The sequence below is a fragment of the Photorhabdus sp. P32 genome, assembly GCF_038085095.1.
Taxonomy (GTDB): Bacteria; Pseudomonadota; Gammaproteobacteria; order Enterobacterales; family Enterobacteriaceae; genus Photorhabdus; species Photorhabdus luminescens.
In genome coordinates, this window is record NZ_JAZGJN010000273.1 from 36,668 (window position 1) to 59,890 (window position 23,223).

17 protein-coding genes and 1 pseudogene are annotated in these 23,223 nt (G+C 41.5%); 3 read left to right on the forward strand and 15 right to left on the reverse strand.

Annotated features, from left to right (window positions below):
* Window positions 1-4: 4 nt before the first annotated feature.
* The 13 genes from V2H77_RS14355 to V2H77_RS14415 all read right to left on the reverse strand — a co-directional run bounded on the left by V2H77_RS14355 (window position 5) and on the right by V2H77_RS14415 (window position 19,307).
* On the reverse strand, window positions 5-1,495 hold the full coding sequence (locus V2H77_RS14355) for an AMP-binding protein (RefSeq protein WP_341499334.1): 1,491 nt from the start codon (window positions 1,493-1,495) through the stop codon (window positions 5-7).
* Window positions 1,492-4,749, reverse strand: coding sequence for a non-ribosomal peptide synthetase (locus tag V2H77_RS14360; protein ID WP_341499335.1), 3,258 nt, complete (start codon window positions 4,747-4,749; stop codon window positions 1,492-1,494). The genes V2H77_RS14355 and V2H77_RS14360 overlap by 4 nt, the downstream gene beginning before the upstream one ends.
* The gene (locus V2H77_RS14365) at window positions 4,746-6,986 is read right to left on the reverse strand and encodes a class I tRNA ligase family protein (protein ID WP_341499336.1); all 2,241 of its coding nucleotides are present in this window, start codon (window positions 6,984-6,986) and stop codon (window positions 4,746-4,748) included. The genes V2H77_RS14360 and V2H77_RS14365 overlap by 4 nt, the downstream gene beginning before the upstream one ends.
* Before the next feature lie 12 nt (window positions 6,987-6,998).
* The gene (locus V2H77_RS14370) at window positions 6,999-8,039 is read right to left on the reverse strand and encodes an FAD-dependent oxidoreductase (protein WP_341499337.1); all 1,041 of its coding nucleotides are present in this window, start codon (window positions 8,037-8,039) and stop codon (window positions 6,999-7,001) included.
* Between the two features lie 74 nt (window positions 8,040-8,113).
* A complete protein-coding gene (locus V2H77_RS14375) occupies window positions 8,114-9,433 on the reverse strand; it encodes a lysine N(6)-hydroxylase/L-ornithine N(5)-oxygenase family protein (RefSeq protein ID WP_341499338.1) in 1,320 nt (439 codons plus the stop codon).
* A gap of 30 nt (window positions 9,434-9,463) precedes the next feature.
* Entirely contained in the window at window positions 9,464-10,729 is a 1,266-nt protein-coding gene (locus V2H77_RS14380; protein WP_139656127.1) for an MFS transporter, read from the reverse strand.
* Entirely contained in the window at window positions 10,722-12,044 is a 1,323-nt protein-coding gene (locus tag V2H77_RS14385) for an ATP-grasp domain-containing protein (protein WP_341499339.1), read from the reverse strand. Before V2H77_RS14385 ends, V2H77_RS14380 begins: the two co-directional genes overlap by 8 nt.
* Before the next feature lie 17 nt (window positions 12,045-12,061).
* The gene (locus V2H77_RS14390) at window positions 12,062-13,204 is read right to left on the reverse strand and encodes a cytochrome P450 (RefSeq protein ID WP_341499340.1); all 1,143 of its coding nucleotides are present in this window, start codon (window positions 13,202-13,204) and stop codon (window positions 12,062-12,064) included.
* Complete coding sequence (locus tag V2H77_RS14395; RefSeq protein WP_341499341.1) at window positions 13,201-14,415, reverse strand: acyl-CoA dehydrogenase family protein; 1,215 nt, start codon at window positions 14,413-14,415, stop codon at window positions 13,201-13,203. Before V2H77_RS14395 ends, V2H77_RS14390 begins: the two co-directional genes overlap by 4 nt.
* A gap of 19 nt (window positions 14,416-14,434) precedes the next feature.
* On the reverse strand, window positions 14,435-16,630 hold the full coding sequence (locus V2H77_RS14400) for an iron-containing redox enzyme family protein (protein ID WP_341499342.1): 2,196 nt from the start codon (window positions 16,628-16,630) through the stop codon (window positions 14,435-14,437).
* Window positions 16,631-16,632: 2 nt separating this feature from the next.
* The gene (locus V2H77_RS14405) at window positions 16,633-17,565 is read right to left on the reverse strand and encodes a hypothetical protein (protein ID WP_341499343.1); all 933 of its coding nucleotides are present in this window, start codon (window positions 17,563-17,565) and stop codon (window positions 16,633-16,635) included.
* Window positions 17,565-18,425 (reverse strand): isocitrate lyase/PEP mutase family protein, encoded by an 861-nt coding sequence (locus tag V2H77_RS14410; RefSeq protein WP_341499344.1) that lies wholly within the window; start codon window positions 18,423-18,425, stop codon window positions 17,565-17,567. The genes V2H77_RS14405 and V2H77_RS14410 overlap by 1 nt, the downstream gene beginning before the upstream one ends.
* 72 nt (window positions 18,426-18,497) lie before the next feature.
* Window positions 18,498-19,307 carry a thioesterase II family protein gene (locus V2H77_RS14415; RefSeq protein ID WP_341499345.1) on the reverse strand — a complete coding sequence of 270 codons (810 nt, stop codon included), beginning with the start codon at window positions 19,305-19,307 and terminating at the stop codon, window positions 18,498-18,500.
* A 692-nt stretch (window positions 19,308-19,999) separates the two neighbouring features.
* Here V2H77_RS14415 and V2H77_RS14420 point away from each other — a divergent pair.
* Both V2H77_RS14420 and V2H77_RS14425 read left to right on the forward strand, forming a co-directional pair.
* Window positions 20,000-20,899, forward strand: a pseudogene (locus tag V2H77_RS14420) (IS630 family transposase); the annotation flags it as partial.
* Window positions 20,900-21,004: 105 nt separating this feature from the next.
* Window positions 21,005-21,256, forward strand: a complete 252-nt coding sequence (locus V2H77_RS14425) for a Txe/YoeB family addiction module toxin (RefSeq protein WP_341499351.1) — start codon at window positions 21,005-21,007, stop codon at window positions 21,254-21,256.
* A 92-nt stretch (window positions 21,257-21,348) separates the two neighbouring features.
* On the opposite strand, the gene V2H77_RS14430 is transcribed toward V2H77_RS14425, so the two are convergent.
* Window positions 21,349-21,549: a hypothetical protein gene (locus V2H77_RS14430; RefSeq protein ID WP_341499346.1), complete on the reverse strand. Its 201-nt coding sequence runs from the start codon at window positions 21,547-21,549 to the stop codon at window positions 21,349-21,351.
* 140 nt (window positions 21,550-21,689) lie between these two features.
* On the reverse strand, window positions 21,690-22,580 hold the full coding sequence (locus tag V2H77_RS14435; protein WP_341499347.1) for an N-acyl homoserine lactonase: 891 nt from the start codon (window positions 22,578-22,580) through the stop codon (window positions 21,690-21,692).
* Window positions 22,581-22,763: 183 nt separating this feature from the next.
* Here V2H77_RS14435 and V2H77_RS14440 point away from each other — a divergent pair.
* On the forward strand, window positions 22,764-23,223 hold a 460-nt coding region (locus tag V2H77_RS14440), incomplete at its 3' end, for an autoinducer binding domain-containing protein (protein WP_341499348.1).

A 23,223-nucleotide genomic window follows, 5' to 3' on the forward strand; every position in this document is an offset into this window, starting at 1 on the left:
TTTCTTAAGAGAAAAGTTGAGTTTGATAGCGCTCGAAAATCATTTTACGAATCGGTTTGAACTGTGATGTTAGTAAACCGTTTTCAATACTGAATGGCTGATCTGCGATTATCAGACGGGCAATATATTCATCTTTTTCCACTTCAGTGTTAACGCGCTCCAATGCTGCTTGGATCGCGGCATGATCAACGGGAACGCTGGATGGTGATATTACGGCTACAAGATCTGTCTGTTTAGGACTGAAAATAACACATTCCGCTATTGCTTTTTCGTTGCGAAAACGTGCTTCTATTGGTTGGGCGTCGATTTTTTTACCATTGTCGAGCACAATGACATTGTCTGCCCGGCCTTTGATGTAAAGAAAACCATCTTCGTCAAGGTAACCAATATCACCAGTGCGCACGTAGCCATCGCGAATGAATATTTTTTCTGATGCGCCTGGGGACGCATAGAGATAGGCAGTATTAACCGGATAATCACTGCGTACGAACACGCTGCCGTCTTGGTCGATGATGATTTCTTTTTCATCCAGTACGCGTCCTACGCTGCCTGGGCGGTGTGAACCTGGGTAGTTTTTAGTGACAATACAGGTTTCATTCATGCCGTAGCCTTCATAGATAGGAAGACCAACCTGATGGAAGAAACGTAGTGTTCCTGAATCTGAGGGAGCTGAGCCCGTCCACAGATAACGGATTTTGTCGCCGAATAAGGCTTTTGCATGTAAGATCATAGTATTAATGTCATTACTTTGTTGCTCTATGTGTCGGCGTATCGCATTAAAAAAAGCGGGTACTCCCATGATGACTGTTGGTTTTACCTGTGACATAACGGTAAACACTGATTGATAATTTGTTAGTACGGTATCATGACCGTACTTCAAAGCTGAATAAATCCAGTAACGTTGCTGTAATAGGGATAGTGGTAAGAAAACTAACAAGCAGTCTCCAGGTTTATGGCAGAAGATTTTTTGTACGCTGCGTAAAGAGGAATCAATACTGCCGATGGTTGCAGCCAGTCCTTTGGGGATACCGGTAGAGCCAGACGTAAATTTAATGGTTGTGGTTTCAGTCAATGCATAGTGTATTGGGGGTAACGATTCAGGGTACGTTTCTAGGAATGTATTTATTTCCCGAATATCACGTAGTGCAGAGGTAGTTTTATCATAGGATTTATCAGTAAATAGCCATTTTAGCTGGTAATTTTCGGCTAATGTTGATGTTGCTTCAAATTTTTCCGGATCAAAGCCTGCAATACGGACTTTTATACGCAGAGCGGCCAGATCTAGCAGTGCCCATTCCAGTTGGTTAGTGGAAAGAATGCCAATAGTATCTCCGGTTTTTATGCCCTGAGCCAATAATCCGTTGGCAACACGACCAGCCATCTCATAAAGCAATGTCAGAGGAACAGTCTTATGTTCGCCCAGTGTTGCAATGATAAGATTACCACCTGCTTGTGGTGCTTGGTTGACAATATCATTAATAATGGATTCTTTCATACGTTAACCTCTTGATCGGCGATTTGTGCGGCCATCTTCCGAACCGTATTAAATTGATAAATGGATTCCAACGGCATTGAGACACCAAAGGTTTTACGCACGGAAGTTATAATACGCATTGCAATCAAAGAATTACCTCCTAATGCAAAGAAATCTTGCTCAACATCGATAGATCCTTTTACTAAAATGTCCTGCCAAATGGTTTTTAAAGTACTTTCAATTTGGTTTTTCGTTTCATGTTCAATCAGTGTTGAAACCGCGTTCTCCTCAATCGGTAATTGGCTTAATGCGTTACGATCTATTTTGAGGTTTTGATTCAGCGGCAGTGTTGTATGCCATATTAGACGCGAAGGGATCATATAGTCGGGTAAACGGAGGCTAAGACGTTGACGCACTTCAGCAGGCATAAGGCGAGTTTCATTAGCGACTAAATGAGCGACAAGGATATCGCCTTTATAGCTTTTTGATGCGACAACAGCGACTTGTCTGATTTCTGGAAATTGTGCGATTAGATTTTCTACTTCACTGGTTTCAATGCGATGACCGTTGACTTTGATTTGTAAATCTATCCGTCCAAGGATATCGATATCGCCGTTAGGCAGATAACGACCAAGATCGCCAGTTCGGAATAAGCGTTCATGGGTTTGAGTATCAATCGGATAACGTTCTGTAGTGCGTGCTTCATCCCCCCAGTAGCCTAAGGTAATACCCATCCCTCCCGCATAGATTTCTCCAGGTACCCAATCCGGACATTCAATGCCCTGTTCATTACGGATTTCACATTGGTTATTAGCATTAGGATGCCCATAAGGAATTGACTCTCGGGTACAATCTTGTGGGGAAATTGGATGGCAGATATTCCAGATCGTGGTTTCTGTTGGTCCTCCTAATGACCATAAATCGACATGTGGTTGTTTTGCCATTAAGGCGGCTGGTAAATCTGGTGGAATGCGGTCACCGCTCATCATCACCAATCGTACAGTAGATGGCATTGCACCTGCATAGTCATACATCATTCGTACGATGGCCGGTACGGAATTCCATATGCTGACATTCATTTCACGGCATAAAATAGCCCAGTGTTGCACGTCGGTTGCTTTATCTGCATCGGGGATCACCAATGCTGCACCGGCAGACAATGCACCAAACACGTCCCAGACAGATAAATCAAAATTAAATGCGCTGATAGCAAAAAACCGATCTTGTGGCTGGATAATAAAGCGCTGCTGGCAATCCGCAATAACATTAGTCACATTACGGTGGGTTACCATCACTCCTTTAGGATTGCCTGTGGTACCAGATGTATAGAGCACATAAGCGAGATCATCAGCGGAAAAAGGCATTTCACGAGGTGGTAAAGTAAATTGTTGCTGATGTTGGTGTGTTCGTAAATCGAATTGGGGGAGTTTCGTAGTTATGTCTATATTAGTTAATACTACGTTTATGCGTCCGTCTCGTAACATGAAATTACGGCGTTCAGCTGGTAAGTCTGCATCGATTGGTAAATAGGCCCCTCCAGCGAGAATAATGGCTAGTATTCCCACTATATGCTCAGGTGAGCGTTTAGCGATAAGCCCGACTAGTTCATTACGTTTAACGCCTTGTACTTTCAACCATTGAACAACTTCAGCCACCCGATTTAACAGGTCTCCATAACTTATCTGCCGTTGCAGAGTGTAAATAGCTATATTATTTGGCTGATGTCGGCCATATTCGATAAAATCATCTCCTAGCATACGGTCATCACGGGTAGCTTGGGTACTATTTACTTGACGGCGTCGTTCACGTTGATCTTCAGGTAGCAGATCAAAAAATTGTTGTTGCCATGCTTCCGGTTGGCAGAGTAACTGCAAGAGAAGTTGTAACCCGGCAGTGAAAGCATCTAAGAAGTCGGGATGGAAATAGGTATCAATACCATCCAAGCGGATGATTAGAGCATTCTCTTGTTCAAATATGAAAGCATCTAACAGTATCTGAGGTGTCTGGCTAACGGTGAAAATTTCATGTCCAAACCCTTCCAGAGCATTGCCGTTGACACCTTCTAATGCTCCCAACGTACAGTTAAAGGTATAGGGCATTCTCGCGGCGGATAATCCCCGATGCCGAGCCAGTTCTTGTATGACTTCAATACCAGAAAAATAGCGGTGATCGATGTCGTTGTGGAGACGTGATTGCATTTGTATCGCTCGTTCAGCAAAGGAGCGTTGATGGTCCAGATGAACTTCGGCCAGCATAGGATCAGAGAACGGCCCTATGGTACGAAACGCCTGCGGATGAATTGGGCGGCGTTCAGATACGGTGACATTGAGTGTGAAATTTTCACCGGCTCCCCAAACATACAGAATTTCCGCGTAAGCAGTCATTAATGCGGCTGAGGGGGTTAGTTGATGATGAAGGATGAGGGATTGTAACTGTTGCCACTGTTCGGGTGTTAACTTCACCACACGTTGATGGAAACGAATTGGCTCTTTGGTCAGCTTATTGGTTAGTGGTAATTCTGGCGCTTTAGCTAAAGTGGGCACCCGTTGTAACCAATAATCACGAGAACGTGCATAAGCAGAATGTTGGCGTTCTTCCTTTCTTACTGCAATGTGTTCACTAAACGGCAAGTAAGTGACATGCTCTAAATCGTGACGATAATGTTGCTGCCAATGATAAAACAGTAGGAACATACTGATGCCGTCAACAATCATACCATCATGGTTGACGTAGAGTACCATGTTGTTATCGGATAAAATTGCTACTTCAACTTGTAATAGTGATTCTTGCGGAGACAGCATCAGATGTGATTTCTGCTCTCTCTGTCGCTCACGGAAACGTTGTTGTTCCTGAATGGATAAGCTTCGGAGATCGTGCTGGACAATCTGCGGCACTTCATCACTTTCATATTGCTCTGAATCAGTTACGATACGTAATCTTAGTGCAGAATGTTCTGCTATTACGCGCTGTAATGCTTGTTGGAGACGATCGAGGTCCCATATTCCCTCAATTTCGTGGTAGACTTGGTTAGCTATGCCTCCGCCATCAAAGAGAGGGGAACGCCCACGATAGTATGCCTGTTGTAGTGTTGTTAACGGAAAACAGGATACCCGATGGTTTAAATAGTCGATAAGCGCCGTTTTTCTTTCGCGGATCGTTGCTACAAGCTGAGGGGAGATCGCTTGAGTGGCGCCTTCCAGCTTTAGATTACCTTCAACCACACTGATTTTTAGTCCAGCGGCTTCAATATTTTTCAACAGTTCTGCTTCCGTCATACTATTGTTCCTCCTGATATCTGGGTATGAAGCATCTGCTGTTGGGCGATCTGTTTAGCAATAGTATCTAAGGATTGATGCAATAATGTCTCTATTGAAACATCAACCTGTTGCTCATACAGTAGCTGATATTGTAACGTGACGGCTGCTAATGAAGAGATGCCTAGGTTGATAAGTATTCTGTCCGGTTGAATGTTAGCGTTCGGTATTAGTGTGTTTAGTTTTTCTACTAACCATTTCCACTGCGACGTTTCTGTTTGAGTATCGGGTGCGACAAAGAAAAGTGTTTCACTTAACTTAATAATATGTCCCGGTGTGATCAGTTCGGCCTGTTGCGGCCAAGAGGTTACCATCTCATTACCCAATGCTATTGCGAGCCGTTTAGCAAAACGTGGCATCAACGGTATAGCTATGACAGATAGTAATTGTGCGGAAGCCAGTTCTAACGCAATTGTTGTTCGGTATTCATCTTTCCAGATTTCAAGTCCCATTAGACGTTGCTGGCTATGGGAGAAATTTACAGTATCTTGTACTAAGATTTTTAATTGTTTGGCGGCTCGGCGCAGTGAGAAACCGTCGGTGTTCAGTGCGTCTGTCATGGTGCGTAAGTGATCGTTAAGTTGAGCCCAGAATGCCACATGTTCTTTTGTCCAGATACCGGTATCAGGTGCTTTTCCCATAAACAGGCGAGTTACTCGTAGCCCGAGATCGTGCAGCCACTTCTGCCAAACCCCAATCAGCGTCTGACATAGTTCCGCCTTATAAGCATCAAGCTGGAAGTTTGTTTGTTCTTGTTCTGGTCGGGTTAGGCAGAGATAATAACGAATCGCATCCACGCTTTCTGGAGTGAGGATCTCTTTTCCCCAAATTGCGTGACGGCGGCTGGTAGAGAATTTCTTGCCTTCAAGCAAATAGAATTCGTTATAGTGATAATCAATATCCGGCTGCCAGTCTGGATAGGCCAGACGGTAGAGGACAGGGTAGAGAATACTGTGATAAAAGCTATTGTCATAACCGAAAAAGTGGACAATTTTCCACGAATTATCAGGCTTATCCGCTTTCCACGGCTGGTTCAGTTTTTTACCTAGTGCTTCAATACCGTACAGAAAGCCATAGCTCATTTCTGGCCATACCCAAATGACCTGACCATCACCTTCTTTCTCTTTTGGTGTGATTCCCCAATCAGAAATATGAGATATAGGGAGATCGATTTGAGGTCGGGAGAAAACACGATGAGCTAGTTCTCGCATTCTGGCAGGAACACGTCCTATTTGATGATGCTCCACCACTGTTTTTTCGAATTCATGTAAAGGTAACGTAAAACGGTTAATGCTGTCCGTTTTTGGTGTAGTTTGGCTGATTTTAGAGACAGGGGAGGCCAGATCAACGACTAGATTCGGTTCACCACACTCTTCACAGATGTTTCCGCTAGTGCTGGAACCACATCCTGGGCAGTTGCCAAAAATATTTACCTCATACAGGAACTCTCCAGTTGTTGCGTCACGGAACGCGGGTGTTTCTCGGAATGCGACCTTACCAGATGTTTGTGTGCGTGTGAAAAACCGTTGAGCACCTTCAATATATCCCAAGGAATCATTAGTTACCGTATACTGCTCGACTTCAATATCCATCATATTCAACGTTTGCAATATCTCTTTTGAGTAGTATTCAGCTACTGCGCTAGGGGAGGTTTTTTCACGTTTGGCTAGCGCCATCACATAACTTTGATAATCGTCGGAACCTGTTATATGCCAAGCGGAATTACCAATCAAACGTTGGTAGCGCACATAGGCATCGGCACCCAAATAAGGGCCAGATAAATGGCCTAAATGCAAATCGCCATTAGGTGTCGGCGGTGTAGAAAATACAAACTGTGGACGTTTAGGATTTTGGCGTTCCAGTGATAAGGCCGATGCCTGTGCTCTTGCTGCATCGCGACGATATTGAAGGAAAAAGATCACATCTTCATCGCCAGTATTTTCCAGTACGTGTGACTCAAAAGGTTCAAATTGGGCAACTGTTCCTGCTTTGACGGGGTATGAGTGACCGTCAACAATTAATTTTCCTTGCCCGTTCAAGATAACAAACATTTCCGTTTCATCATGCTGATGACTGTTGGAACGGTTACCCGGTGTAACTTTTCCCCATCCTGCTGAGATACTTAATCCTTTAATACTAGCGATATCAATGCCGAACTGTTTCGACATTTCTGTGCTGTCATAGTAATGGATAATCATTATATTTCTCTCTTAGGAATTTATTTGCAAAAGCAATTTAATAACGTTGGCGGCGATAGCCGGCGCGAGCCGATAGCCGGCACCATTCGTGGCGCCAGCAAAAATCAGATTTTCATCCAAATAGGTAATAATGGGTTTACGCGACACACTGTAAGCATCACAGAATACGCGCCCATCATAGATTTTTTGGGCCAAAGACGGGGCGTATTTGCTTAGTACATCCCTTGCCTCACTTAAGTCTTTAGGTTGTAAGGCGTAAATATTTTGTGGTTCAACATCCCATTCTTGGCAGGTATAACTAAACAGCCAATGTCCTCGGTTGTGACATGGCAGTAAAAAGGCATCCTCATCATGAAAGATAGTCAACGGATCTTGTGGCTTGGGTATTTGCCTAATATGTGCCGCAACGATTTTCTTTACACGAATTCCCAATGCAGATACTTGATCGTGCCAGGCTGGCTCTGCTATCCAAGAGCCTGGTGATAAAATGACCTTTTCTACTTCCAGTTGTTCTCCAGTACTCAGGCCAAGTTGATATCCTTTGGTGAGTTTTTGCAGAGTATTAACGCTGGTTCCTTCGTAAATTTTAATCAGTGGACGTAACTTACGTATTAAAAGATTAACCACGTTAAATACATCTGCATAATGACAGCCTTTGCCTTGGAAAATATTCATTTCAGGTAGTAAAGAAATATCAATATCTTTATTAGAGGATGATTGAATCGACATAAATTCTGTTAAGGGTAAATAAGAATCTAGTGTGCCTTTTTTATTATTTCTCTCTGTAATTAATTCTGTAATGAGAGGATATATTGGTGCGCCTTCTGTTATCATTTTCTGATAATATTCATGGCTATATAAAGACATTTTTCTGACGTACTCACTATTTCCTCTTGGAAAATGCACACCAGCAGAATAAAAAGAACTGCCAAATCCTAAAAGTCTTTTTTCGAGAATCGCGATCGATAATTCAGGGTTAAATTTCTTTATCTCTTTGGCTATTATGGTTCCAATAATTCCTCCACCGATAATAGCAATATTAATCTTATTCATGATATTTTCTTGGGTTAGTGTTTGGATATTATTTTTAATAAATTATGTTATTTTTTCATTGTTGTTTCATTTGATTATGGAGATGTATTATTTTTCTCTATAAACTCATGTCTTGGAGACCACGCAATAAAAGAAGGTAATTGCTGTTTAGGATATTTTCCGCATAGACGGCCCACTATGCGTTGTGCCCGCCAAGCATTTAAGCTTAAATTTAAATCCGGTAATCCTCGTTGGCCGTGTACTGAATTTTGAACAAAGATGTGATGATCAGCTGGACCATCCCATACAACAGCAAAGTCATCATTCACAACGAATTCATTATTTTCATGCAAAATACGGTCATTTAATGGGCCAAGAAAATGTTTTTCAGTTGGACGATAACCTGTAGCCCAAATGATTTCATTCACTTCCATTTGTTCAGTTTGTGCGGTATCAGTATGGTCATATATCAACATCCAGTTTCTATCTGGTATAGATTTAACTTGTGTAACAGAACAGTTGGGTAGTAAATCAAATGTAATGCTATTAGGTATAACAAACTGGAAGTAATACAGTTTTTGGTAGATATTTCGCAGGGTAGGCCCTGAGATACCGTCCGATGTCAATATGTTAGCGGTATTCGTACTTTGACGTAAACTTAAAGGTAATTTACTAAAATAATCCGAGTAGCATGGCATGTAGAAATCGTTAGTGAAAGTGGAGTCATCAATCGGAAAGAAATTACGGCGTCGTGAAATCCAGCTAATATGTGCTGGGCGTTCATTTGCTGGCTTGGATAAAAGATCTAAAAAAGCTTCTGCTCCAGATTGACCGCCACCGACAACTGCAACGTGTTTACCCATAACGTTTTTACTTTTTTGCATGTACTGGCTGATGTGATATTGTGTATCACCTAACCAGGGTACAGCAAATTCAGGCACCCACGGTTGTGTACCTACACCAATTGCTAGATGATCTGCTGTTACTACGCGTTTAGTGGTTTTAATTCTGAATACGCGATCAAAATCAATATAGAAAACCTTTTCTCCAAATATTATATTTTCGTTTTTTTCAGCGGCCCAAGCCATATAGTTACGAAATTCACGGCGTGGTATCTTATCAAATTGTGCATTAAGGAAATGGTAAATGCGCCCTTTTTCATGTAGATATGAAAGAAAAGTGAATATACTGGTTGGATCAATAAGCGTGATCAGATCTTTAAATATAGAAACCTGTAATGTAGCCCCTTCAATCATTTGATCGTCATGCCAAGAAAACTCTTCTTTCTGATCGACAAACAGATTAGTGATATTGGGTTTGTTATAGAGTAGTGATGCCAGACTTAAATTTGCTGGACCTACACCAATACCTAAAAGGTGGTAATGTGATTTTATTTCTTGTGGTGATTGGATCATTTTCTCTCCTTCATAACTTGTGGTATATGCTCACTTTGTAGTTTCATCAGTTTTGATGACAGTATGATTTGTTGCCGTTTTTTCTGCTGTTGTGTTTTCTTTGGCATAGTAGCCACAGATTGCAGCAGCAAAGAAGGAACCTAAAGCGACAATGGGCCATACACCTTCATCGAAGGCCAGATATAACCACCCACCAATAACGGGTCCTAAGGCGATCCCTAAACTAAACATAAAGTGAAAACTTCCTAAATAGTGGGCTTTCAGTTTGGATGGTCCTGCATTCGCAGGGAAAGCAAAGAAGGCTGGTCCAGAGATAATTTCACCTAAAGACCAAATGAGGGTTCCTACAATCAACGCCGCAGGCCCGATAGGCACTGCATAAAATGCTACACCTGCACCGATCAGAGTGAAACCAAAGGCCAGCATTTTGCGTTTCTCATAATTTTGCGTCACTTTGGTGATCAACAGTTCAAAACAGATCACAATCATGCCATTGAGAGAAACGGCTAAGGTGTACCAAAACAGGGCAATACCTTTATCTTCCACATACATCGGTAACGTAGTGATGTACTGAACAAATACCGCAGAATGACAAAAGGTTGCTAGTAAAAATAGTATGAAACGACGATCTGCTAAAATCTGACGGTATCCACCCTGTATTTGAGAGGTTTCTCCGGTATTTTCTGGGCTGTTGGTAGCTAGTTTTCCTGGTAGAGTTAGCGCTGCCAGCAACGCGTAAAGCCCCGCAATGATTGCTTCTCCCCAGAAAAGATAGGTAAAGCTTTCATGCCCCCATTGATACAGAGCATAGCCAACAAGCGGAGCTCCTGTTGCACCGAGATTAAGTCCTAGACGATAAATGGCGAAAATCATCGTTTGGCGTTCTGGTGGTGTCTGTTGTGAGAGCAGCGCTGATGATGCCGGACGGAATAACTGTGCGCATAAACTAGCTAATGCGACAACAATCAGAATCACAATGAAATTGGAGAGATAAAGCAAGGCTGCTGTGAGTATGCCAGTGGCTCCCATGCTGATCATGCTAGCAGTACGTGCGCCAAAATGTTCACTGATACTTCCTCCCATTAAAGCGCCAATAACAGCGCCTGCTCCGTAAACGGCGAGAGCAAAAATAGTTTGCTGGTGTGAGTACCCTAGAGAAATGAGAAATAGCACAATAAAGATTTGTAGGAAACCAGATAAACGGTTCACCATTACGCCCAGTAAAATCACTTTTGAAGAAAGCGGGCTTTGGGCGAAAGTCTCCCAAACACCAGGGGATGTTGAACGACTAGTCATGATAATCCTCAATTTCTAAAGTAATGCTGGCTTTGACTTGTGCTTCAAGCTGATCCAGTTCTTCAAGGGTGGCGGCGTCAATGAAAAATGCAACGGCGCGATCGTCGGAAGAACGTAATGGATAAAGACGTTCTCCTCGTTGCTTATGGACAAATACTGCACGTAATGTGGGGGCATCATCAGGGTTGCCGGAAGGTATATCTGGCCAGGTATCGCTATCACTGATCCATTTAATTGTAATGCCAGGCCAATTAAGACGGACATCCATCAGTAATCCAGGATGATGTTCCAGATAGACCTGACGTGCTACCCTGCGTGGGGACGGGTATTCTGCTTTTTCACCCAGCATGATGCGTAGAATCGCTGGTTCGAGAGGTTGACCGCAGGCTAACTGATATAACGGTAAGATGCCGTCTCCTGGGGTTCGGGCAGCTATCTCCATGAGATAGGGTTTTCCTTCGCTGCTCAGACGCCATTCTGAGTGCGCGATACCGTCAGCGAATACCAAATCTGCTAGTACGCGTTCTGCTGCTTCAATCAAAATTGTACTTGCGGGTTCTTTGCAGGGCACTGTGTGAGCCAATTCAACAAAGGTGTTACTGTGGGTATCCGTAGTTACTTTGTGCGTTACGGAAGAGAACAGGGGGATTCCATTTTGAATTAGAGATTCTACAGAATATTCCTGTCCGATAACCTTCTGTTCTAGTAGCAGTGTCTCATAGTCTGGATATTCCAATAGCGCTGCACGCGCCTGTTTCTCATTATCAACACTGATGACTCCAGATGATGAGTGGCGGGTTGCCGGTTTAATAATCATTGGATATGGCATCTCTTCTAACATTAATTGTGAGCACTTGCCTGGGGGAACAATTTGGGAGTACGGGCTGTACTGGTTCAGGTAAAAGCGCTGAAGATATTTGCTCCGACAGACACGCGTCGCCCTCAGGCCAGGAGAACGGATATCTAATGCATCAGTAAATAAACCTGTGGGTTCAACCAGTGTTTCTCCGACAGCAAAAGCGCCAACGATGTCGTAGCGCAGGCGCCATTCCTGTATTGCCGCGATTGCGCTTGGATTAAATGAGGCTTCTTTGCTGAGAGCGCCTTCAACGTAAGTGACTTCGGAGATCAAGGAGATCGGACTGTTACGATCGGAACGAGCTTTTTCTGCGTGATGACGGTAATGCTCAGGCGTCATTACTAAAATCGCTAGCCCACGTTCAGCTAATTGTATGAGATATAAAGAGTTACGGCAAATTACCCAAAATGCGCCAGTTAAAATGAAAGCCTGAGGTAAAGGAGTTGTTGTGTTCATTAAGTCCTCTAAAAGTGTTAAAAAATAAATTCTGGGATACGTGCATTTCCCGATGGCAAATAGCGCACCCGATATGGTTTATCTGCCCAATTCGGTTGATACTTCAATAAAGCGTCTACTACACCGCAAGTTATATCCTGAGCAATCTTGGCTCCTGGGCAGCGGTGTTTTCCATCGCTAAAGGTAAAGCTCTGTTCTTGCATACGTCCCAGAATGAATTCATGGGGATGTACAGTTGATGCGGGATCACGGTTTGCAGCCGCAAGTAGCAGTAATATTGTCTGCCCCTGATCTATTTGTTGGCCGTTGTGACTAAATGAGCTGGCAGCAAAACGGCGTGTATTTTGAATCGGTGCATCAAAGCGAGAAACTTCTTTGATAAAAGACGGTAATACATTAGCGGCAAAAGCATCCGAATAATGACGGTAAGCTAGAAGCGTGTTACCAATGAGACCCGCTGTTGCATCGTAAGTCTGAGAGAGAAAGCCGATAGCGTTGGAGATAAGTGCTGCGTGCTGTGTCCAACCGTTATCGCTAGAGGCTTGTAATAGCTCAGAGAATAAAGTTCCTTGTTTGGCCTGTTCTATTTCTTTTGCGAAGAAAGTCAGAAGTTGTCTGGCAGCCTGACTGGCACGCTGTTGCTGTTCAACCCCTGCAGTTGGTGGAATACACAAGACGAATTCGGCAATCAGCGACAGGATTTCCGGTACCATGTCGGGAACAAAACCGCATAAGATTGCGATAACGCTGGCAGGGACCAAAAACATTAATTTGTTAATATCCGTTTTTTGACGTAGCTGTATGTTAGTAATATCCGTGGCTAGCGCTCGTACATATTGTGAGTCAACGGATGAGAGTGCTTGAATTATGGTAGATTTAAGTTGTCGATGATATTCACCATCTTGCATGCGAACCAATTGTCCAAACACTTCACCTGCTGGTGTACCAATTAATCCAGTTGGGACCGGTTGCGCTACAGGACGTACCTGCATTTGGGGCGCATTAAGTATAACTCTGACTGAGGCTGCGTCAGAGGCGACCCAAAGATTCAGCTTATTGTCGAAATAAAAAGGGCGTTCTCGGGTCAGTTCAGCGTAATAAGGATACGGATAGGGATGTTGAATTGCGCTTAGTGGGTTCATTTGCATCTCTTTCATCATAGATCCTCCCGTTCCTGTAGGCGGTATGCGTCCAGCGCTGATGCAATATTCATCAGCAATGTTTCTGATGAGCCTTCATAAATACGTAGTGGGCGGATTTGGCGATAAAGACGTTCAAGCTGACTGTTAGCCACGACACCCGTTGCGCCTAGTATCTGCACAGCATCATCTACAATTTCACAGGCATTCTCTGTAGCAAAATATTTCGCTATTGCGGAATGTTTTGCGAAAGGGTGTCCCTGATCCAGCATCCAAGCTGCGCGTGCGGTTAGCAATGCAGAGGCGGAAAGTTTAATCTCCATTTTAGCCAACATGGCTTTGATTAATTGCAGATCCAGCAACCGGCCTTGATAAATTTTGCGGTCAGCCGCATGGCGTAATGCCACATCAGCGGCTCGTCGAGCAAAGCCAATGGCTGCACCAGCTACGGTCATACGAAACCGGTCTAGAATTTCGAGTGCTACAATAAAGCCTTGCCCAGGTATTCCCAATATAGCTTCTGATGATACTTGCACATTGTCAAAGTGTAGATGAGCCCATGAACGCGGCGCTATTGCTCCGATGGCGCTGCTACTTATACCGGGAAGACAGGTATTCACGATGAATGCACTTAATCCGAGAGCTCCTGGACCTTCGTCAGTACGCGCAATGACCACACAAAAATCAGAGATATCTCCCTGTGCTATCCAGGCTTTTTCTCCATTAAGAATGTATGATTCACCCTGCTGTTCAGCTTTTAGCGCTATAGCTGAAACGTCAGAGCCAGCCTGAAGTTCTGACAATGCAAAGGCAGCAATCCGTTCACCGCTGGCTAAACCAGGAAGATAGTGTTGGCGTTGTGCTTCGTTGCCAAAACGTTGAATGATACTTCCGCTAAGTGATTGAATGGAATATGCAAAATCAAGCAGATCGTCAAAATAGGCCAATGTTTGACGGCATAGGCAGAGTGAACGCGCATCTGCTGGATATTCTTTGGGTTGTCCAATTAAATGCTGTAGCCAACCTGCTTGTCCCAGAAGTTGTATCAGGCGTTTTCCCTGTTCTGCACTGTCGTATTGTGCAAGCTTTTGTAACGTTTTGTACTGTTGTTGACACCATGCTTCCAGAGCCTCGATCTGTGCAAGATGTACGGGCTGATAGAAAGGTAGGTTCAGCATTGCAGCATCATGACTAACGAAATGATTATGATTCACAAGGTTGGCCTTTTGCATGGTTATTGTCCTTAAAAAGTTAGATCAGTAGTTCACTGTAATTTTCACCAGCAGATTGATACTGTTTGACCAGATCCGTTTCTATAAAATAGGCGAATGAGGCATAACCAAGCCAAATACGCAACCAGCGTTGCTGAAGTTCTTCTTCGGTGAGTAATGTCCTTATCTCGTCGAGATAGGCAATAATCAGATCGACGGACTGTCTTGCGTGACCGGCTGAAAAATTATCAATGGTGAGGTGAGCTTCTTCATAAATTGTGTCAAAACCATAATGGCGCAATTTTTGGATTTCATGCATGCGCATTTCACCTAACCCTAACATTTCAATACCCAGGTTATAGCCCAACAGCTCTTCATAGAAGGTGTCTGGAAAGAGTGACATACCTAGTTGATGCAGAGAGAAAGCATAGATATCAGGAAGTTCATCTTGTTGGCGGAATTCGGGATCGCGAATATGAGGAAGATGGATATCCATGCTTTTGAGAGCACGCAAAATCAATGTGATGTGATTTTTTTCAACATCTCCCCGCCCCATTTCATCGGCGTAAATTGCTAGCATCATGCCATCTGAGCATCGATAGTAGCGGAGCGTTCCGCCTATTTTGTGGGTCCATGCGCCGTCAATCATGCTGCCTAATGCCGTCAGTTTTTGACCAAAAATAACATTTTCCCGGTCGGGAATTTCAGTCAGTCTTTGATAGGGATATAGCAGCTTATTCCAGTAAATTGCATCTGTACGTTCTTTAAGGGCTTCAGGCGAAAAAGGGAAATAACTGGCATCGGTATAACGCCCATTCTGACCCGCAGTAAACAGAATTTCTGCTTGTTGAAGCGTTTGCATTACTTGCAATTTAATACCGTCGAGGTGATTGGCAAAATGTTCAATGTTCACCATACGGTAGAACAATTCCCGTTCATCTAGCACTTTTGCTGTCTGCCAGACAACCTGTTCTTCTACAGACACATTTTGATAATGGTTTTTCCAGCGTTCGGCTTGTTTGTTGCCTGCTTCTGTTGCCTGTGTTAAATGGATGCTTGTATCAGCTTGACGGGACTGTGCTATCCAGCGTGCTATCGTGTCGGCTTCATATTGGTTAAAAATACCGAACATAGGACCACCAAATCGGATTGCTTTTAAGAAACTACAGTTTCCGTTTGCAGTTTGACGCAGATAAGGAGAATGTTTGAAAGTCTCTAAAAATACTTTCATATTGCTATCTTTTTCATTAAACCACTGTGTTAGCGAGCGCTGTTCCAGATTGATGCGTTGATGCTGTTTTCCTGCAAAGGGAATATGCCGTTTCACAATTTCCGCCATGCAATCGTCCAATGTCTGTTGCTGTAACTGATTTTGCAATTCCAGTAACATGTCACTGTGTTCAAGCTCTAGTTCAACGGCGGCGTTAATTGCACGCATTAAGCGTTTAATATCATCCTGTCCAGTAGAGGAGTGCTGACAAAATGTCAGATAGGTCTCAAGGAGTTGTTGAAGTTGGTGTGGTTTAATCGGAGTTGGGAGATTCAATAAAGCATCATCAAAGCCAAGCCAGTAATAAGCGTACTGGAACCCGATGACTTCTGGTAAATAACTGGCGGAGAGACGGGAAAGCGCCAACCAAAATGCGGCATGCCAGGCTGTAAGCTCTGTTGTTTGCAGAGTCGCTAAGATTCCTTGGGTATATACTTTCGGTACATTTATCCCTAGTTCCGACAAACGGCGATGACGTTGTTGCTGTTGGCTTTTATCTATTTCTCCATTGCCTTTCAGATGAAAATTATGACCACTAAGCATACATACAATCTGCGCAGGTTCAGTTGCTGGTTGGGATATGTAATCTAACCAACAGCCAGCAATCAGTGATAATAAAGCCCTCTGACGCAATAATCGATCCCAAATATCTGCTTTGGACTGTTTAAGATGACTAATACGTTGTATTAAGGCTTCTCTAGCCTGCGCCATATATTGCCCCAGCGTTTGAGGCGTTAAAATAATGTTATCCCAACTATTTAATTCCGTGGTTAATAACGTTTCAATCAGTTGTAGTGCCAACAATTGCTGATGTTCACTTTCTATATCTTTGGCAAATAACGTATAAAACTCTTTCGCAGAACTTGTCATTCTTATTAATGTGGTGAGTTCTGTTTTTTTTTGTGGAGAAAAATGGAATTTTCCTCGTGGTAAAGCGGTTGTCCTGTCAGTGTTATGGATGGTCATATTTAATTTCCTTTCTGTAATAGCAAGGATGCTCTAGCTCCGGGAATACTGGCAGCCAATTGAAAGAAACCACCGGCTCGTAATTCAGTATGTTGTTGGGCATCAACCAAATTAATCAGAGGATCCGCTGCAAAACAATGTCCGATGCGTGTGATATTGTCGGTATACAATTGTGTAGCATGGTAACCGGCTTGCATTTCTTTCAGATTGCATAGCGGGAGATAGATATTGGAGTGAAAGAGGCGCTCCACATCGGAAATAGTAAGATTGCTGTGACAGAACAAGCGCTGATTTACCGCCTTGGCCAGCTCAACGGAAAGTCCCTGTGCTATTTGTTGTAAATCCTGTTTTTCTGCGCTGGCAATGATATTAAAACCGGGATGTGGGTCGTCATTACTGACCACAAGACAGCTTGCTGCGCCATCAGAGAATAATGCAAAATTTTCCAAGCGTTCTGCTTCACAGGTGATGCGGTCTGTGGTTATCACCAGAATCTGTTTAGATTGACCGCTTAAAATGCGAGCCTGTGCGATACGTAATGCTTTTATCAGGTTGGTGCACCGTCCAAGTGTGATACCGATGATCTCAGCCTTTGTTAAACTTAATGGTTGTATTATTTCACGGAGAAATTGCGTATGTTCTTCGGGACCACCGTGAAAACGTGTACTACAGATCAAAAGCGTATCAATTTGCTCACCCTCACAACGAGCTTCAGCTAGCGTCTTCTGTGCTGTATGGAGTGCCATTTCTGCTATGGAGAGTGAGGTCTTATAGACATGTCCCCATCCCCAAAGTGATGGTTGTTCTATCATTGAAAACTTAGAAGCTCTTTCCTGCCATTGCTCTATCTTGTTATAAGGTAAAGGATATTCACCAAGAAAATAGTGTGGGGCAATAAGTCTAGCCTGTGGTGAAATATCATTTGGGGTTATCATTATGTACCCTTCATTAATAAGGTATCGACATCAAAATAGCCCACAGCACTTGTAAGAAACTCACAACTGCCATGTTGCTTAAGTTCCTGTAGTGCGCTAATGAGGCTGCCTAACGCTGCACGAGATAGCGCAGAACCTAAGCTAACCCGTGTAACACCCAAGGCAAATAATTCAGCGGCAGAGAGTCGATTACCTGCACCAAGCAAAACATTAACTGGGGAGTCAACAGCCAAGCAGACTGCTTTAATAGATTCCGCATCTGGCAAAGCAGGTGCATAAAGAACGTCTGCACCTGCTTTTGCATAAGCTTTGAGACGTGCAATAGTGTCTTTTAGATCATAGATACCATATAGATAGTTTTCTGCTCGTGCAGTTAACGTAAAGGGAAAATTCATTTGACGTATAGCCTCGACTGCTATTTCAACGCGCTCCACTGAAATGGCAAAGTCACGTATTGGGTTTTGCCGATCGCCGGAATAATCCTCAATGGATCCTCCTACGGCACCTGTATCTGCCGCTGCTCGCATGGTTTGCATGATTTCATCAGATGTTTTACCAAACCCATCTTCAAGATCTACGGATACAGGTAATGATGTGATATCAACAATAGACTGTGCATTGTCCAACGTTTCCTGAAGAGTAACCGCTGTAGAACGATCCGATTTTCCTAATGAAAAAGCTAACCCGGCACTGGTTGTACCTAAGGCTTTAAATCCAGTGTTTTCCATTATAATTGCAGTTCCACGATCCCAAGGATTAGGCATAATAAAAGGGCCATCATGGGTATGGAGTCGACTGAATATTTCACCTTTTTTATATTGGCTATGTTGCAAAGCAGGTGTTTTTTCATTATTTTTCATAAATATTACCGATAAACATTATTGTATATATGTATAGAGTATAATTTATATTGCTATAATAGATAAGAGTGATCAAATAATGACGGAACTATATCTCTCATTAATAGCATTTGGTGATAAAGCTAATGTGTTTTTTATAATATTGACAATCAAGTCGGGATATTTATCAAAATAAAAATGATTGCCTGTAACAGTATGATGACCTATATATTTTTCGGTGAAGGATTCCCATTCTCTCATCAATTGTGAAGAGATATGAGGATCTTCCGAACCGACAATGCTTAAAATAGGAGTTTTAATTGGCGCACGCTCCTGATAACAATATTTAGAAATGAGTTGAAAATCTCTCTTCAAACGTAAAGCTATCAGTTCAGAGGTCTCAGGAAAATCCAATAGGCTATCTGGTAGTCCACCAAAAAATAGCGCTTTTTTAATGAATTCTTCATCTTTTAAAAGCGACATTTCAACAACTCTTTTTGAGGGAACATCTTTTGGGGCAGCGCAAGCTGAAACTATTAATCCACTAGCATGTGACGACACTCGATTTGCTACTTCAAAAGCAATGATTCCGCCCATGCTATGTCCGAACAAATAATATTGTTCGGGGCTATTATCATCAATTGCTGAGGCAATTTGTGTAACTAATAAGTCGATATTTTTTATATATTCTTCTTTATAACGACGCCCTGTTCCAGGTATACAAATTGCTCTCATCTGTATTACATCAGATAACTTAGATTGCCAACGTAAATAATCTTCAGCATTCCCCCCAGCATGGGCAAAACAATATAGGACAGGTGATTTTACTTGTGTCTCTTCAGTAGTATAAAACCACGGAGTAGGTTTACTTTTTTTTCGTTGTTGGAACAAGAAATCCATCATCACTGCCTTATTGAGATAGTTGTTAACAGATTTATCATTAATATAAAATTAGCACACAAAAAAAACAAAGCAATATAGAAAAATAACATAAATAATAAAAACGCTCTAAATTGTGACATGTTTCAAATAATTTGGACAATAATGGATTATCTGAATAAATTATTAATAATATTGATACACTTTCTTCTTTCATTCTTTTGTTGCCTTAATTTAATGAAATCATTAATTTTTTCCATTAATCGAGACATAGTTAATCTCCTCGAAAAAACAGAGTGTATAAGTAGAATTTTCTCGTAATTTAAACTTAAGGGGATCACATGAAAAAATCGTGTTATCACCGATAGCTTAATCAGGGAAAAAACAAGAATATTTTTTGCCGATAACCTCTATACACAGGCAGGTAGAATTACTTACATTGGTAAAAACAATAAGAACTAGCGGATTCGACTGATAAGTGCAATTTATTGATCGATCTGTTTGAGGCTCTCAAGAGCCAGGATATTTTGTCAAATAGCTTGGTCTTGGTAATCGGAGAAATGGATTCCCTGGAATGTAGTATCAATATAGTCATGAAATTGCAGGCGTCATTCAATCCAATGGGTGATTCGTTTTGATTTGGTGATTTATCAGATCACAGAAATTAGACTAAGTACTAAGAGAGGAGGAGTATAAATAACTTTTCAAAATAATAGAAAACCCTTCATGCCGCTCGTTTTTCCGTCAATCGTTGGATTGAGTGCTTTACATTATATGGGCTGGAAGGGCTCAAAAGTTTACCGGCTGGCCGACCTGCTGTCTGGGATCTCACCCCGCTCTATGACCTATTGCTTTTCTTATTACAGCAATCCCCCCAAAAGTTAGGTTATCTCCGCTCTCGCTGGAGCCTTGAGCTCATGACTCATACCCTCAATGAATGACTCAACCTCTCTCTGACACAAAATGTCCTCTATCGTTACTTTGCTCTGGTGGGGATTGTCTGGCGCAGAGCGGCGCCAACGGTAAAACAACCTGATCCTGAATATGATGAGAAAATGGCAAAGATCACGGAAGCTAAAGCGAATAGCTCAGAAAAACATCCCGTTTTCTATGAAGATGAGGTGGATATTGATTTCAACCTGAAAATCGGCACGGACTGGTGTTTCAAAGGGCAACAAAAACGGGTTATCACCCCGGGAAAAAATGAAAAACATTACCTTGCGGGCTGCCTCAATGCCCAAACAGAACAAGTCACCTATGTTAAAGGATTAAAAAAGAACTCAGATTTATTTATCAAAATATTAGATGAACTGAACCATCAATATCCTCATGCGGAAACCCTCACATTAATCTTAGATAACTACTGTATTCATAGAAGTCAGAAGGTAAAGTATTGGCTGGTCCAACATCCCAAATTTACCTTGTTATTTTTACCGGTCTATTCACCGTGGCTAAATAAAATAGAACGATTATGGCAATCGCTCCATGAGACAATAACGCGAAATCATTGTTGTCAATTTATGTGGCAGTGACTTAATTATGTTGATGCCTTTTTAAAATTGTTTTCATCACAGCAAAAACCAGGAAGGCAAAAAATGGGTGTAGCACTATTATGAAATCTTATTTATACCGATAGAGCATTCACCAGCTAATGCTAAACATTTACTTAAATCATTAGAGCAGGTGAGTAATAGTAATTTACAGGAAAGGCAGTGAGATGAATAAAGCTCTTCGCTGAAGAGTCTTGGCAAGATTATCTTTATTGGCAACAAAATGATAAGAGGCTTGTTCAGCGGATTAACGAGTTTCTTAAAGATATAGAAAGAACGCCATTTTGCGGTATTGGTAAACCTAAATCATTGAAACATGATCTCACAGGCTATTGGTCACGTCGTATTACTGACGAGCATAGGTTGATCCATAAAGTGGAAGATGAGCGGATGGTCATTCTTTCTTGTCGGTATCATTATTAGTGGGGGAGTACCTATTTCTTGTCTGAATTTTTAGGAGTAAATAAGATTAGGATAATCCGGCAACTCAATTGATTTCAGATACTACCGCTTAATTAAATGCATGGTTTATGGTCATTATGAGTAGGGAAAATAAAGAGAGTGCGCCGCGGATGGCGCAATATAATTCGTTCACCCACTTGTTTCAGGTAATCATGGAGGGAAAGAGTTCCCTCCAGTACAGTCAGGTGCTGAGCTGTGACAAACTGACGCCCGGTATGAGTGGAAGGCATCAGTTGTCGTAAGAATGTAGTCATAGAAGCTCTGCGTTTGAAATATTAATCCAGATCTTAGCTGATTAGGGTGAAGAGGATGTCAAAGCAGAGTTCTGTTTCATCACGAAGAGTACAGGTAAGCTCAGTATGAAAAATAGAGCTTACAGTAATCCAATAATCGTTTATGGCTTAATAACTTGATCTTCAATTTTAAACTTGAATAATGCATCTTCAGTTAAAGTTCTTGGTAGTAGCATTTTAACAATAGGCAAAAATTTACCTGTTGCGTCTTTATAATCACGCTGATCTTTTTGCGCGTCAGCTAAGCCTGAATTTTCTGAATAAAAAAGGGCTTCAATAGGTAATTTACTAGGATCATTTTCTTCCCAGGTTGAAATTCTGATTTCATTCTGTTTTGGTGGAATATTAGGAGTACGTGGAAGTTTTTTGATACTTTCTAACATTTGATAGAAAGCTATAGCTGGATTATCTACATCTTTAGTAACATTAAATCCACATTGAAAAAGATCTTGAGAGTTTACTTTCCTATAATTTTTTATCCAATCATCGGAATTCATCACATTTTGTTCTTGGCAAGATTTACCTTTATCTTTCGCCTTAGTAATATTTTCACCACAACCTTTATTCGCTCTCTCATTTGTATAGCCATCAATAGGAAATGCACACAATACAGAAAAATCGACGCTATCTTTAGGTGCTATATGTTCAGGGAAAACAATAAATCCATTTTTATAACCATAAGCTAAGCGTTTAAACTTAGCGTCTTTCCTTAAATATGAAAAAGAAACACCACCACTTTTTATAGATGATGAGCTAGGTTGCCAAAATTTATGATTATTTGAACGTATAGTGCCACGCAATATAACTCCAGAGCAAAGAAAAGCAGGTGATTGAGCATCGCCACAATCTTTAACGGTATTATTATATTGTTGGGTTAATCTATTAGCAATATTATTTTGGACCTCGGTTTCATTTTCCGCTTGAGTGAAAGCAAGAGTATTTGCTGAAAAAAAGACAATACTAAGGAGCAAACCTACAATAGGCTTTTTCATAAAATCCTCACTTAATTTAAAGTGTGTTAATTGAAATTAAATTGTTCCTCATTCACTTCCTAGTAAAGTTTTTCACTGTTTTGCTTATATCACAACTATCAGATTTGATAGTTGTTCTAGTCAATTATTGGACTAATCTTAGTATTAACGGTTTGAAAAATATAACAATACCCAGGTTAAATTATGATTGACTTATATGAGTTTTATTCAGATTGTGTTATTGAGGAGTTTAATGATCTTCATTTTGTTATTAAAACCATTCAATCTATTACTGATATAGAATGGTACTCTCTCTTTTTCTCTTCAACTAAAAATAATATTAAAGAAGCAAATTTCATTACCAATAATGATCAATTAGCCTTAAAATATAAAAAAGAAAAATATATCAATAACAATCCCATTTTTGAATATTGCATAAAAAACACTATCCCTTTCATATGGGATTGCAATAAACTAGAAAAAAAATCACTTTTTTTACATGAAATTAAAGATTACGGCATAAATCATGGCATATCTTTTCCTATGCATGGTATTAACCATGAGTTTGGAATTTTAACTTTATCTTTTTATTGCAAAGAAGATGATTATATAGGGACAATAAATAAAAATTTCAATCAACTAATGGCATTAAGAGATATAATAC